At 65.2% G+C, this 12,824-nt stretch carries 11 protein-coding genes; 3 read left to right on the top strand and 8 right to left on the bottom strand.

Going from position 1 to position 12,824, the window contains the following annotated elements; all coding sequences use genetic code 11:
* Nucleotides 1-41 precede the first annotated feature (41 nt).
* From FNJ47_RS08630 to FNJ47_RS08610, 5 genes are all read right to left on the bottom strand, one after another.
* Entirely contained in the window at nt 42-1,577 is a 1,536-nt protein-coding gene (locus FNJ47_RS08630) for a sugar ABC transporter ATP-binding protein (RefSeq protein ID WP_163152652.1), read from the bottom strand.
* A gap of 11 nt (nt 1,578-1,588) precedes the next feature.
* Nucleotides 1,589-2,710 carry an SMP-30/gluconolactonase/LRE family protein gene (locus FNJ47_RS08625; RefSeq protein ID WP_163152578.1) on the bottom strand — a complete coding sequence of 374 codons (1,122 nt, stop codon included), beginning with the start codon at nt 2,708-2,710 and terminating at the stop codon, nt 1,589-1,591.
* The gene (locus FNJ47_RS08620; RefSeq protein WP_347341634.1) at nt 2,710-4,842 is read right to left on the bottom strand and encodes an ABC transporter permease; all 2,133 of its coding nucleotides are present in this window, start codon (nt 4,840-4,842) and stop codon (nt 2,710-2,712) included. The genes FNJ47_RS08625 and FNJ47_RS08620 overlap by 1 nt, the downstream gene beginning before the upstream one ends.
* Nucleotides 4,843-4,947: 105 nt before the next feature.
* Nucleotides 4,948-5,973 (bottom strand): sugar ABC transporter substrate-binding protein, encoded by a 1,026-nt coding sequence (locus FNJ47_RS08615; RefSeq protein WP_163152574.1) that lies wholly within the window; start codon nt 5,971-5,973, stop codon nt 4,948-4,950.
* A 78-nt stretch (nt 5,974-6,051) separates the two neighbouring features.
* A complete protein-coding gene (locus tag FNJ47_RS08610) occupies nt 6,052-7,077 on the bottom strand; it encodes an ABC transporter permease (RefSeq protein WP_235999674.1) in 1,026 nt (341 codons plus the stop codon).
* Nucleotides 7,078-7,168: 91 nt separating this feature from the next.
* Between FNJ47_RS08610 and FNJ47_RS08605 the strand changes: the two genes are divergently transcribed.
* Complete coding sequence (locus FNJ47_RS08605; RefSeq protein ID WP_163152572.1) at nt 7,169-8,164, top strand: LysR family transcriptional regulator; 996 nt, start codon at nt 7,169-7,171, stop codon at nt 8,162-8,164.
* Between the two features lie 230 nt (nt 8,165-8,394).
* Here FNJ47_RS08605 and FNJ47_RS08600 read toward each other — a convergent pair whose 3' ends face one another.
* Nucleotides 8,395-9,258 (bottom strand): SDR family NAD(P)-dependent oxidoreductase, encoded by an 864-nt coding sequence (locus tag FNJ47_RS08600; RefSeq protein ID WP_163152570.1) that lies wholly within the window; start codon nt 9,256-9,258, stop codon nt 8,395-8,397.
* A 4-nt stretch (nt 9,259-9,262) separates the two neighbouring features.
* Nucleotides 9,263-9,820, bottom strand: a complete 558-nt coding sequence (locus FNJ47_RS08595; protein WP_163152568.1) for a carboxymuconolactone decarboxylase family protein — start codon at nt 9,818-9,820, stop codon at nt 9,263-9,265.
* A gap of 205 nt (nt 9,821-10,025) precedes the next feature.
* Here FNJ47_RS08595 and ilvD point away from each other — a divergent pair, with 205 nt between their 5' ends.
* The gene (gene ilvD / locus FNJ47_RS08590; protein ID WP_163152566.1) at nt 10,026-11,870 is read left to right on the top strand and encodes a dihydroxy-acid dehydratase; all 1,845 of its coding nucleotides are present in this window, start codon (nt 10,026-10,028) and stop codon (nt 11,868-11,870) included.
* Between the two features lie 13 nt (nt 11,871-11,883).
* On the opposite strand, the gene FNJ47_RS08585 is transcribed toward ilvD, so the two are convergent.
* The gene (locus tag FNJ47_RS08585) at nt 11,884-12,099 is read right to left on the bottom strand and encodes a hypothetical protein (RefSeq protein ID WP_163152564.1); all 216 of its coding nucleotides are present in this window, start codon (nt 12,097-12,099) and stop codon (nt 11,884-11,886) included.
* 202 nt (nt 12,100-12,301) lie between these two features.
* Here FNJ47_RS08585 and FNJ47_RS08580 point away from each other — a divergent pair, with 202 nt between their 5' ends.
* Nucleotides 12,302-12,535, top strand: a complete 234-nt coding sequence (locus FNJ47_RS08580; protein WP_163152562.1) for a hypothetical protein — start codon at nt 12,302-12,304, stop codon at nt 12,533-12,535.
* Nucleotides 12,536-12,824: the final 289 nt, after the last annotated feature.

Below are 12,824 nucleotides of genomic sequence, written 5' to 3'. Positions count from 1 at the left end.
TTACGCTGCGTTAATCCGCCCTACGGCAATTCGCGCGTCTCTCAATGCACCGCGGCGTACAGGATCTTGTCCTGCGTCGCATCGGCGGCGTCGAACTCGGCGACGATGCGGCCGGTGCGGGCGACCAGGATGCGGTCGGACACCGCGAGGATCTCCGGCAGATAGGACGAGATCACCACCACCGCCTTGCCCTCGTCGGCAAGGCGGCGGATTTCGCCGTGGATGTGCGGGATGGTGCCGACGTCGACGCCGCGGGTCGGCTCGTCGAAGAAGATGATCGAGGGCTCCTGCACCAGCGTCTTGGCGAGCACCACCTTCTGCTGGTTACCGCCGGACAGCTCGATGATCCGCGCCTTGCGTTGCAACGCGCTGATCTTGAGCCGGTCGACCCAATAGTTGGCGAGCTTGCTGCGCTTCGCACGCGACAGCAGGAAGCCCCAGCCCTTCCTTGTGGCGAGGCTGCCGAGATAGACGTTGTCGTCGACCACCATGGTCTCGAAGAACCCGTTGGCCTTGCGGTCCTCGGTGATGTAGGCGATGCCGTCATTGATCGCCTGCCGCGGCACGCGGTAGCGGATCGGCTTGCCGCGCAGGCGGATGGTGCCCCCATTGACCAGATTACGCTTCAGCGCGCCGTAGATGATCTTGGCGATCTCGGTGCGGCCGGAGCCGATCAGGCCGGCGATGCCGACCACCTCGCCGGCATAGACCGAGAACGACATGTTCTTGACCGCCATGCCCATGGTGACGTTCTCGACCGTCAGCACCTTCTCGCGGCGCTGATGGGTCTTCGCTTTGCCGCCATAGACCGCCTGCGCCACCTCGCGGCCGACCATGTGCTGCACCAGCGCATCACGTGTGAGCTGCTTCGCGGGCGCCGTGATCACCAGCTTGCCATCGCGCAGCACGGTGATGCGATCGGCGATCTGCAGCGATTCCTCGAGCGCATGCGAGATGTAGATGATCGAGACGCCGCGGGAGCGCAGATCGCGCACCAGGTGGAAGAAGTGGACGATCTCCTCCGGCGTCAGCGATGCGGTCGGCTCGTCGAAGATGATGATGCGCGCCTTGTTGTAGATCGCGCGCGCGATCTCCACCATCTGCTTCTTGGCGGTGCCGAGCAGCGCCACCGGCGTTGCCGGGTCGACGTGGAAGTTGAGCGACTGCAACAGCTGCTGGGCCTGGATGTTCAGGGTGCGGAAGCGCGTCAAGAGCTTCTCGTTGCCGAGCTCGATGTTCTGCGCCGCGGTCATGGTCGGCACCAGGCTGGTCTCCTGATAGACCATGCAGATGCCGGCATCGAGCGCGTCGCGCGGCTGCTCGAAATTGGCAGCCTTGCCGTCGAGCAGATAGTCGCCCGAGGTGAGGTTGATCGCGCCCGCAATCGCCTTGCACAGCGTCGACTTGCCGGCACCGTTCTCGCCGACCAGCGCATGCACCTCGCCGGGATAGAGATCGAAATTGACGCCCTCGATGGCGTGGACGCCGCCATAGATCTTGGAGCCGTTGCTGATCCGCAGCACCGGCTCGCGGGCTGCGGACGTCTCAGCGCTTTTGGTCGCGGTCGCCGCCTGCATCACACCGTCATTCATCGCAGGTCTCCCGTATGGAGCAGCAGGCGTCCGGCGCCGCGCGCGGCGATCACGATACCCGAAGGCGTGGCGCAGGCAGCGGTGATGCCGTGGAAACGGCCGCCGGCGCGGCTGTGCAGGCTGTCGGTCGCATCGCCCTCGGCATCGAGATGCACCAGCAGGCCGTAGGAGCGCGGCGGCGCCCACGGCTTCTGGATGCCGAGCGCCTTGACGCTGCCGATCTGCATCGGCTCCAGGCAGTCGCTGCCGCCGACCAGCGCCGGCGCCACCCAATATTCGGGCGGCATCGTCGCCATCATCTCCTCGCGGAAATCGTCTTCCTTGAGCACGAACTCGATCAGATGGGTGCGGCGCGCGAACATGCCGAGCAGCAGCCCGCCATGGCCGTCCGGATGCAGCCGCGCCGGATAGCCCGGCATGTTGGCGGCGACGGTTTCGCGCGGACCAAGCCCATTGCCGCCAAGCGCGAAGCGGCTGAGGCGATGCGCCCAGCTCTCGGTGAGCCACAGGCTCTTGCCGTCGTCGGAGACCGTTACGCCGTAGGGATATGGCAGGTCGCGCAGCAGCACCTGCGGATTGTCGAGACCTGCGCCGCAGCTGATCAGGCGGCCGCCGGCGCGCTTCTCCATCAGATCGTGCCGCCACTCGCCGGGGCGGCGGCCGGCGCCGCCTTCGACGGCATAGATGCGGCCATCGGGCGCCGCCGTGACCGACAGCAGGCCGACGAGCGCGCTGCCGCCGGCAGACTCCAGCCAGCGCGGCGCGGGCTTGGCGGGATCGATCGCGGCAAGCCCCCTGCCCGCGACGCACACCAGCAGTCGGCCATCCGGATGCAGCGCGAGCCCGCCGGCATCGTCCTCGAACTCGGCGACGACCGTACGTGTCGCGAAATCCGCACCGCTGAGCTTCAGCACCTGGCGGCCGGCGGAGACGTAGACCGCGCTGTCGGCGGCAGCGATCACATCGTCGACGCCGGGCAGCGGCTCGCCGATCGGCACGGCTGAATCGAGCCGATCGTTCGGGCTCATCGCACCGTCGAGCGGCGGGATCGCGTTCTGGCCGCCGTCGCGGTCGATGACGCTGCGGATGTCGCGCAGCAGATGATCAAAGAATCCCATTATTTCGTCACCCTGCTCTTTGCGCCCCAGTACGCGTCGTAGCCGGTCCAGCTGTCGTCGACGCCGTCGAGCTTGATGCGGCCGATCCGGTTGTTCTCGAGCCCGCCGAGATAGAGATAGCCCTGGTGCTCGCGCATCGAGGTCAGGGTCGAATGCGAGATGCCGGTCGGATCCCACCAGGACTCCAGCGCCTCGCCCTTCTCGTTGAACTTGAGCACACAGCCATGGTTGAGCGCCGGCGCCAGCCATTCGTCGGTCGGCACCTGCTTGACCATGCGCAGCCGGAAGCCGGGCTTGCGCGCGGCAAGATCGAAGGTCGGCGTGCGGATGCCGACCAGCGCCAGCCAGTAGGTGCCGTCGGAAGCGCGGTTGATGTTGTCGGGGTTGCCCGGCAGCTCGTCCATCAGCACTTCGGTCTTGCCCTTGTTCGGCCCGTCGATCCAGTGCCGAAACACCTTGCACAGCGAGGTCGACGCAATCAGGATCGACTTGCCGTCATGGGAGACGCAGATCCCGTTCGGGAAATAGAAGTGGTTGATCACCGTCCGCGTGGTCTTGGTCGCGGGATCGTAGCAGACCACGCGGCCGTTCGGCCGGCCCTCGAGGATGTCGAGGGTGTTGGTGGTCATCTCGTACCGCGTGGTGCAGTCGCTGAAATAGATCTTGCCGTCAGGCGCGATGTCGAGGTCGTCGGCCATGCGCAGGCGGCTGTCGTCGTTCAGCTTGTACCAGGTGCGGTTGGTCTCGTCGGTGACCTTGAAGATGCGGCCGTCCGGCGCGACGCCGTAGACGCCCATGCCGGCGACCGCGACGATCAGGTTCTCGTCGCGATCGAACTGCATGCCGAGCGGCCGGCCGCCGATATGGGCGAACACCTCGCGGGTCTTGAAGTCAGGTCCGGAGAAGCGGATCACATTGCCGTCGCGGGTCGAGCCGTACAGCCGGCCCTGACGGTCGAGGATGACATCCTCGGGCCCCTCGACCTGGTCGACGCCGATCGCCTGCGCCTTGATCAGCCGGTCGTTCTGCGCATAGGGCGATGCCGCGCCGGGCTGCACCGCCGGCGCCGAGGCCAGCGGCACGAAAGCCGGATTGACATAGATCTTCTGGATCGCCTTACCGCGGTTCTTCGACCATTTGACGTCGATGCCGACGGCGGCGAGCAGGATCATGCCCGTCACCGCCGAGGTGACGTAGCCCGGGATGCCCATGCGGACGAGGCCGTTGATCAGAAGGAAGATGATCAGCGCGCCGATCATCGCCCGCCACACCGTGCCCTTGCCGCCGGCCAGCGACACGCCGCCGAGCACCACGGCGGTGAGCGCCTGGAATTCCCAGCCCACACCGGTGGTGGAATCCGTCGAGGCCTGACGTGCCGCGTAGAAGATGCCGCTCGCCGCGCACAGCGTGCCCGACAGCACATAGGTCATGAACAGCATCAGGCGGACGCGGATGCCGGCATGACGCGCCGCCTTGCGGCTGGCGCCGATCGCAGTGAGATGCCAGCCGTAGCGCGATCGCGACAGGAAGATGTGGCAGATCAGGAGCACCACGAACAGGGTCGCCGCATTGACGGGAATTCCGAGCACGCTGCCGCCGCCGACGAAGTCCCAGGCGTCGCTCTCGACCGAGTTGGTCGCGAACACCTGGGCGTAGCTGGTGTTGAGCAGATTGACCGAGGCGCGCAGGATGATCAGCGTCACCAGCGTGGTCAGGAACGGCCGCGTCTTGAGGAAGCCGATCAGGAAGCCGTTGATGCTGCCGAGCAGCGCGCCGACCAGCAGCGTCGCCGGAATGGCGAGGCCGACCGGCCATTCGCGCACCAGCAGGAAGTACAGCGCCGCGAAATTGCACAGCGCGAAGATCGCGCCGACCGACAGGTCGATGCCGCCGGTGACGAGGCAGAAGCCCATCGCGAGCGCGACGAAGCCGAACTCGGCGAACAGCCGCAGCAGCGACACCGAGTTCTGCACCGAGGCGTAGTCGGGAATGGTGAGCGCGAAATACGCCCACAGCCCGATCATCACGGTGAACGGAACGACCGGCTCGAACCACTGTTTCAGCAACAGCTCCGACAGCAGGAGCCGGGGTGAAAACCGCCGCACCGAAGCGGAAAAGGAATCAACTGCCATCGACATCGCCAAAGCACTCCCTCGATCCGGTTTCACGTGTCCGGATTCTGATCCTTGATACAGCCGACGCGGGAATGCCCCCCGCGCCGGCTGTCTCGCGCCTTGTTAGTTTTTCTTGGGTAGCGCGAAGCAGGTGCCGCCGAGCGAGGCGTTCGACTTGTCGATCCAGATCGGCCGCGTGTAGTAGGACAGGTTCTTCGTGCCGGGCTTGTCGCCGGACATCAGCAGCGTCTCGGCTGCGAACATCAGGTCATGGCCCTGCTCGGTCGCCTTGTAGCTGAGGAATTTGCTGAAGTTGCCTGAGGTGACCTGGTCGCAATCGAGCTGCGAGCCCTCGCCCGAGGCGAACACCTTCACATCGTCGATCTTGCCGGCATTGCGGATCGCCTGCGCGGCGCCCGATTCCATGATGCCCCAGAAGCCGATCGAGGCGCAGAGATCGGGGTGCTGCTGGATCACGGTGGCGGTGACGTTGAGCGCGGTGTTGGCATCCCAGTTCGCCGCCTGGTTCGACACCACCTTGATATTGGGATCCTTGTTCAGCACCTCCATGATGGCGCCGACCTGGTCGACGCTGGCGGCCGCCGTCAGTTCGCCCTGCACGATCTGCACCTTGCCCGACTTGCCGGAACCGGTGCCGCAGGCCTTGACGGTTTCGTTCGCAAGCATCCGGCCGATCTCGCGCCAGTCGACGCCGACAAAGGCGCCGGACTTGTAATTCGAGGCCATGTTGACCTGGATCACATGCGTGCCCTGGGCCTCGGCGCGCTTGAGGTCCTTCATCAGCAAGGTCACGCTCGGGTTCTGCACGATCAGGACGTCGGGCTTCTGGTCGACCAGCGCGGTCAGCGCCTGCTGCATCGCCGACGGATTGTTGTTGGGGTCGCGCACGACGTACTTCATGCCGCGCCACTCGGCCTCTTCCTGCACCACGCGGCCCCATTCGTCGGACAGCGGAACGCCGAGCGCGATCGGCAGATAGGCGACGGTCTTGCCTTGCAGCGACTTGTCGTAGGCGGCGCGCAATTCGCGCCCGGCCTTGGTACCTTCCTCCTGCGCCGACGCCGCGAAGGGCATCGCGGCAACCGCCACACCGGCGAGCAGGATCGTCCAGAACTTGGTCGTCTTCATCGTCTCCTCCACACAAAATTCTTTTGATTGATCTGGAATTGTTTTGATGGGTGCGGCCGCGCGGCCAGTCGCCTTGTTTCAGTCCCCTTGCCGCGCGGTCTCCTCGTCGCGGGGATGCAGCCAGTTGTCGAGCACGATCGCGGCCAGCAGCACCACGCCCTTGACGATGTTCTGCACCTCGCTGTTGACGTCCATGATGGTGAAGGCATTGAGCAGCGTGCCGATCAGGATGCAGCCGACCACGACGCTGAACACGCTGCCGCGGCCCCCGATCAGGCTGATGCCGCCGATCACGACGACGAGGACGACGTCGAAGATCATGGTGCCTTGCGTGATCGCCATCTGCATGCTGCCTGTGGTGCCGACCCAGACCAGGCCTGCAATCCAGGCGAGCAACGCAACCAGCACGTGCTCCAGCACGATCAGCGGTCGCAGCGGGATGCCGGTCAGCCGCGCGGCCTCCGGATTGTCGCCCTGTGCGTAGATGAAGCGGCCGATCGAGGTGCGCGACAGGAACAAGTGCATCGCGATCGCTGCGACTGCGAACACCAGGATCGGAACCGGAATGCCGAACAGCCGTCCGGCGCCGAGATACATCAGGCCCGGCGCATCCTTCGGCGCATAGACCACCCAGGCCGGCGCAATCCAGAACGCGAGGCCATAGATCACGAAGCCGGCCGCCAGCGTCACGAACAGCGCCGGCGCCTCGACAAAGGCGACCATCACGCCGTTGACGACGCCGATCAGCACCGCAATTGCCAGCGCCAGCAGCACTGCCGTGAAAACAGGCATGCCGTTCTGCATATAGATCAGCGCGATCGCCCAGGAACCCGCCATGATCGCGACCTCGGAGAGGTCGATGCCGCGGCTGATCACGATCAGCCCCATGCCGAGGCCGAGCACGCCGAGGATCGAGATACTCCGCAACAGGTTGAGGAGATTCGAGACGGTGGCAAAGCCGTTCAACGTCAGGCCGAACACGACCAGAAGCGCGATCGTGATCAGGAGCACGATCTGCTCCTGGCTCGGTTTTGCAAACATCGCGCCCGAGCGAGATGATGCCGCAGGGACAGCAACGCCGCGCGATGGCGATTGCACGCTCATCGTTTCCTCCAGGTATTATTTTGCTTGAGACTTTAAGAGTGCCAACTCATATTCGTCAAATGCATTCGACGGATAGGGATGGATCATTTTCATGCATGTACGCGACGTCGATCTGAACCTGTTCGTGGTGTTCGACGCGATCTACACCGAGGGCGGCGTCAGCCGCGCCTGTTTCCGTCTCAATCTGACGCAGCCTGCGGTGAGCCACGCGCTGAGCCGGCTGCGCGCGATGTTCAACGATCCGCTGTTCGTGCGCCGCCATCACCTGATGACGCCGACCCCGCTGGCGCGCCAGATCATCACCACCGTGCGCCAGGCGCTCAACGGCCTCGAGACGACGCTGACCCACACCAACCGCTTCGATCCGGCCAGGACGCCGAAGCGATTCGTGATCGGCCTGCGCAACAATCTCGAGGCGCCGATGCTGAGCGCGCTGGTCAACCGCATCAGCGCGGTCGCGCCGCTGGTCGAGATCGCCACCGTGCGCAGCGAGCGCAACAATCTGGAGCGCGAGCTTGCCGCCGGCACGCTGGATGTCGCGATCGATACGCTGCTGCCGCTCTCGACCGAGGTGCGGCGCGAGCAGATCCTGACCGAGCATATCGCGGTGTTCGCCCGGCGCGGCCATCCCGAGCTCGGCACCCGGCTCGACAAGAAGGCCTATCTGCGCATGGAGCATGTCTGCGTGACGTCGCGCCGCAGCGGCGTGTCATTCGAGGACTTCCAGCTCCAGCGCCTCGGCCTGACCCGCACCGTTCGCCTGACCTGCCAGAATTTCGCGACCGCCTGTCATGTCGTGAGCCGCAGCAACATGCTGCTGACGGCGTCGGAAAGCGCCGCCTCGGTGCTGGAAGACCCCGGGCTGTTGCAGTGCTTCCCCTGCCCGTTCCCGATCAGCCCGCACGTCAATTATCTCTACTGGCACGCCACTGCCGAGGGCGACACCACCAATCAATGGCTGCGCGAGCAGCTCCGCGCCGCCGCCGCGCTGCTGGCCGGCAGCCGCTTCAGCAAGAAGAACCGGCGCGCGGCCAAGACGCGGCCGAAGGTGGGAGTTCCGATGCCGACCAGTCTCGCCGCCGAATAGCGGGCACGCTGCGCGCCTCTTCACCTCGCCCCGCTTGCGGGGAGAGGTCGCATCGCATCGAAGACGCGATGCGGGTGAGGGGGTGTCTCCGCGAGTTCAGCTGTTATTGGATGTGCGGAGACAGCCCCTCACCCCAACCCTCTAAGAGCAAGCTTCGCTTGTCTCGACCCCGTAAGAACGGGGCGAGGGAGCGCAGCACCGTCGCGGTTACAATGCGACCCTATCGCGACCTACATCCCGCTCAGGCCGCTATCGACCGCCAGTGTCTGCGCGGTGACGTAGACGCTCTCATCCGACATGAAGAACAGCACGGCATAGGCGATCTCCCACGCCGTCGCCTGACGGCCGAACGGAACCTGGCCCTTGCCGCGCGACGGCCGGCCCGCACCGGCCTCGCGGCCGTTCGGGGTGTCGACCAGCCCGGGATAGACCAGATTGGCGCGGATGCCGCGCCGCGCGCCGGTGTGCGCGATGTTGCGCGTCAGGCCGCCGAGCGCGGCCTTGGAGGAATCATAGACCGCCATCTGCGATCCCGCCTTCAGCGCCGCGATCGACGAGATGAAGACGATCGAGCCGCCGTCTTCGAATTTCGGCAAGGCGGCGCGGCAGCACAGCATCGGACCGCGGACATTGACGTCGTAGATCCTGTTCCACTCCTCCGCGCTGACATTGTCGAGCCCGGTCTTGCCGAAGGTGCCGATGTTCAGCACCATGCCGTCGAGCCCGCCCATGGCGTGATGAGCTTCATCAATCATTCTGATGACATCGGCCTCTCGGGTGACGTCGGCGGCGATCGCGGACGCGCGGCCGCCGTCAGCCGCGATCCGCGCGACCGTGTCCTCAGCGGAGCCACGGTTGAGATCGGCAACCGCGACATGCGCGCCCTCGCGCGCGAACAGCAGGCTCATGGCGCGGCCATTGCCGATCGGATCGGTCGGGGCGTCGAACACACGCTGGCCGCCGCCGACCACCAGGATGCGGCGGCCGTAGAGGCGCCCCCTGCCCGGCGCGGTGCCTGACGATTCCGCGCTCAGCGGACGGACATAGCGGTCAGGCTTCGCGTCTTGCGAGGTCCCTTGCGGAGTCTCGGACATCTCATCAACCCCGCTTCTTGCTGGCCTCGTACACGACCATGCCGGCGGCCGGATCGAGATCGGTCTCGGTGGCTTCCGTCAGGCGTGCCATCATCATGTAGAAGCCGAGCGTAACGATCGCCTCGACGATCTCCTGATCGCTGAAATGCTCGCGCACCCCTGCAAAGGCGGCGTCGCCGACGCGCACCTTCTCGACCACCTCGCGCCCGAAGCCGAGCAGTGCGCGCTCGGCGGCGTTGAGCGAGGGATCGTCGTAACTGCCGCGCTCGACGGCATCGATCTGCGGCTGGGTGACGCCGACGCCGAGCGCGATCGGCACATGCTGGCGCCATTCATAGGCGCCGCCCTCGAGCTGCGCGGCTTGCAGGATCAGGAGCTCGCGATTGACCGCGGAGAGCTTTTGTTTGTGCAGGATCGAATTGGCGAGCCGCATTGCCGGGATCATGTTGGTCTCGGCGTGGGCCATCATGCGGAAGATGTTGAGCTTGACCGGCATGCGGTCGAACGCCGTGCGGATGTCGCCGCTGGTGGTATCCGGATCAATCAAAGGCAGCCTTGCCACGTGTCTCTCCCTTTTTCGTTTGTTCGTTGTCTTGCCTATCCGTGCGTCCACCTAATGCACCGGGCTGACCGAGATCAAGCCGACCGTCCGGCATTGCCCGAATTGCGGGGTTCAGCCATGCGGTTCCGCGCTTGAATCCACATCCGCGGGCGGGCATAAGGATCGGCATCTCCCTGAAAAAATGACCATAGCCCAAGGATTTACGATGCCCGCCTATCGCTCCCGCACCACCACCCACGGCCGCAACATGGCGGGTGCTCGCGGCCTCTGGCGCGCCACCGGCATGAAGAACGAGGATTTCGGCAAGCCGATCATCGCGGTGGTCAATTCCTTCACCCAGTTCGTGCCCGGGCATGTGCATCTCCAAAACCTCGGCCAGCTGGTGGCGCGGGAAATCGAGAAGGCCGGCGGGGTGGCAAAAGAGTTCAACACCATTGCGGTCGATGACGGCATCGCGATGGGCCATGACGGCATGCTCTACAGCCTGCCCTCGCGCGAACTGATCGCCGACAGCGTCGAATACATGGTCAATGCGCATTGCGCCGACGCGATGGTCTGCATCTCCAACTGCGACAAGATCACGCCCGGCATGCTGATGGCGACGCTGCGCCTCAACATCCCGACCGTGTTCGTCTCGGGCGGCCCGATGGAATCGGGCAAGGTCCTGCTCAAGGGCAAGAAGCGCGCCGTCGACCTGATCGACGCGATGGTTGCGGCCGCCGACTCCAACGTGTCGGACGAAGAGGTCGAGGTGATCGAGCGCTCGGCCTGCCCGACCTGCGGCTCCTGCTCTGGCATGTTCACCGCGAATTCGATGAACTGCCTGACCGAGGCGCTTGGCCTCGCGCTGCCCGGCAACGGCTCGGTGCTGGCGACCCATGCCGACCGCAAGAGCCTGTTCGTCGAGGCCGGCCATCTGATCGTCGACCTCGCCCGCCGCTACTACGAGCAGGACGACACCAAGGTGCTGCCGCGCAACATCGCGAACTTCAAGTCGTTCGAGAACGCGATGACACTCGACATCGCGATGGGCGGTTCGACCAACACCGTGCTGCATCTGCTCGCCGCCGCGCGCGAGGGCGAGGTGCCGTTCACGATGGCCGACATCGACCGTCTCTCCCGCAAGGTGCCGGTGCTGTGCAAGGTCGCGCCCTCGGTGCCGGACGTCCACATGGAGGACGTGCATCATGCCGGCGGCATCATGGCGATCCTCGGCGAGCTCGACCGCGCCAGGCTGCTGACGACCGACGGCCCGACCGTACACGCCGCGACATTGAACGACGCGCTGAACCGCTGGGACGTGGTGCGGACCACGAGCGACAAGGTGCGCAACTTCTACTGCGCCGCCCCGGGCAACGTGCCGACCCAGGAAGCCTTCAGCCAGGATCGCCGCTTCGACGAGGTCGATCTCGACCGCGAGAAGGGCGTCATCCGCAACGCCGAGCACGCCTATTCCAAGGACGGCGGCCTCGCCGTGCTGTTCGGCAATCTTGCGGAAGACGGCTGCATCGTGAAGACCGCCGGCGTCGATCAGAGCATTCTGAAATTCTCAGGCCCCGGCCGCATCTTCGAGAGCCAGGACGCGTCGGTCGATGCCATTCTCGGCAACAAGGTGAAGGCCGGCGATGTCGTGCTGATCCGCTATGAAGGTCCGCGCGGCGGCCCGGGCATGCAGGAGATGCTCTACCCGACCAGCTATCTGAAATCGAAGGGGCTCGGAAAGGCCTGCGCGCTGATCACCGACGGCCGCTTCTCTGGTGGATCGTCCGGCCTGTCGATCGGCCACGTCTCGCCGGAAGCCGCCGAAGGCGGCCTGATCGGCCTGGTCGAGGAAGGCGACATCATCGAGTTCGACATTCCGAACCGCAAGGTCAACCTCAAGGTCGGCGATGCAGAACTCACGCGCCGTCGCGCTGCGATGGAAGCCAAGGGCAATGCGGCGTGGAAGCCGGCGGCGCCGCGCAAGCGCGCCGTCTCGACTGCGCTGAAGGCCTATGCGGCGTTCGCGAGCAGCGCGGCGAAGGGTGCGGTGCGCATCCTGCCGGAGTGATCGGCAACAAGTGCTAAGTCACATGCAGGTCGGCCGCCTCGATCCGGATGCGGTCGGCATGCAGAGACCAGTCGCACAACGATTGTTCCTGACAGAATTTGACCTTGGCCATCTCGGTGGCCTGACCTTCGCTCAAGGCGTCGATCTCGAGCGCGCCCTGGCAGACCTCGCGCTCGCGGCCATTGCCGCCGAGCACGTCCTTCATGAAATGAACGACGAAGCGTGACATGGAACCCTCCCCGCTGGACCGGAAGAGCCGGGGGTACCACGCTAGCACTAACGCGAAATAGGGGTGAGTTAATTCGGAAGGGCGCGTGCGATTGTTCGCGGCGGGAAAACTACGCGCCGGCCTGAGGCAGGCTGGCGGCAGCGATCGCAACGATCTGCGCAAGACGGCGGCCGATTTTCGCGGGCGCGTTGCGGAGCAATGATTGGACCTGTCGCATGGCACGTTTTCCTTCGGTGTCCGGAATGGTCGGGCACATCGAGAAAATGGCGACTTCGGGCTAAGCCGTCGATATCTCAGGGAAAATAACAACGGACGCGTTGCGGCGCGGCGGCTTGGCAGTGGGTTTGTTGCTCGATTTGGCGCGGTGACGAAGGAGATTTTCTCTGGTGCTTTCAGCGGGCCCGAACGCTTCGGCGAGATTCCCGCTTCCAGGTGAGGGACGCATAACCGGTAGGGTTCCCTCTCCCCTTGCGGGAGAGGGTTAGGGAGAGGGGTACCACACGGCACACTCTCTCACGTTGGGCTCCAACAACGCGGGATCGGAATTGCGACAGCGGTGCCTTCATCGATGCTCTCGCCCGGGGCCACCCCTCTCCCCACCCTCTCCCGCAAGGGGAGAGGGAGCCTGGCCAGCGTGCTCACCTAACAAGAGGCCGCGCCACCTACCCCGGCATGTACCCGAACGTCTTCTCGAACCGCTTCGCATACACCGGCCAGACCTCGGG

It is taken from the genome of Bradyrhizobium uaiense, assembly GCF_010811875.1.
Taxonomy (GTDB): Bacteria; Pseudomonadota; Alphaproteobacteria; order Rhizobiales; family Xanthobacteraceae; genus Bradyrhizobium; species Bradyrhizobium uaiense.
This window is presented reverse-complemented; position numbering and strand designations above follow the sequence as displayed.

Bases quoted from the DNA above. Each gene is read 5' to 3' on its own strand.
- FNJ47_RS08585 (WP_163152564.1), bottom strand. From the start codon at position 12,099: ATGTCACGCTTCGTCGTTCATTTCATGAAGGACGTGCTCGGCGGCAAT.
- FNJ47_RS08620 (WP_347341634.1), bottom strand. From the start codon at position 4,842: ATGGCAGTTGATTCCTTTTCCGCTTCGGTGCGGCGGTTTTCACCCCGG.
- FNJ47_RS08615 (WP_163152574.1), bottom strand. From the start codon at position 5,973: ATGAAGACGACCAAGTTCTGGACGATCCTGCTCGCCGGTGTGGCGGTT.
- FNJ47_RS08630 (WP_163152652.1), bottom strand. From the start codon at position 1,577: ATGCAGGCGGCGACCGCGACCAAAAGCGCTGAGACGTCCGCAGCCCGC.
- FNJ47_RS08610 (WP_235999674.1), bottom strand. From the start codon at position 7,077: ATGAGCGTGCAATCGCCATCGCGCGGCGTTGCTGTCCCTGCGGCATCA.
- FNJ47_RS08600 (WP_163152570.1), bottom strand. From the start codon at position 9,258: ATGTCCGAGACTCCGCAAGGGACCTCGCAAGACGCGAAGCCTGACCGC.
- ilvD (WP_163152566.1), top strand. From the start codon at position 10,026: ATGCCCGCCTATCGCTCCCGCACCACCACCCACGGCCGCAACATGGCG.
- FNJ47_RS08625 (WP_163152578.1), bottom strand. From the start codon at position 2,710: ATGGGATTCTTTGATCATCTGCTGCGCGACATCCGCAGCGTCATCGAC.
- FNJ47_RS08605 (WP_163152572.1), top strand. From the start codon at position 7,169: ATGCATGTACGCGACGTCGATCTGAACCTGTTCGTGGTGTTCGACGCG.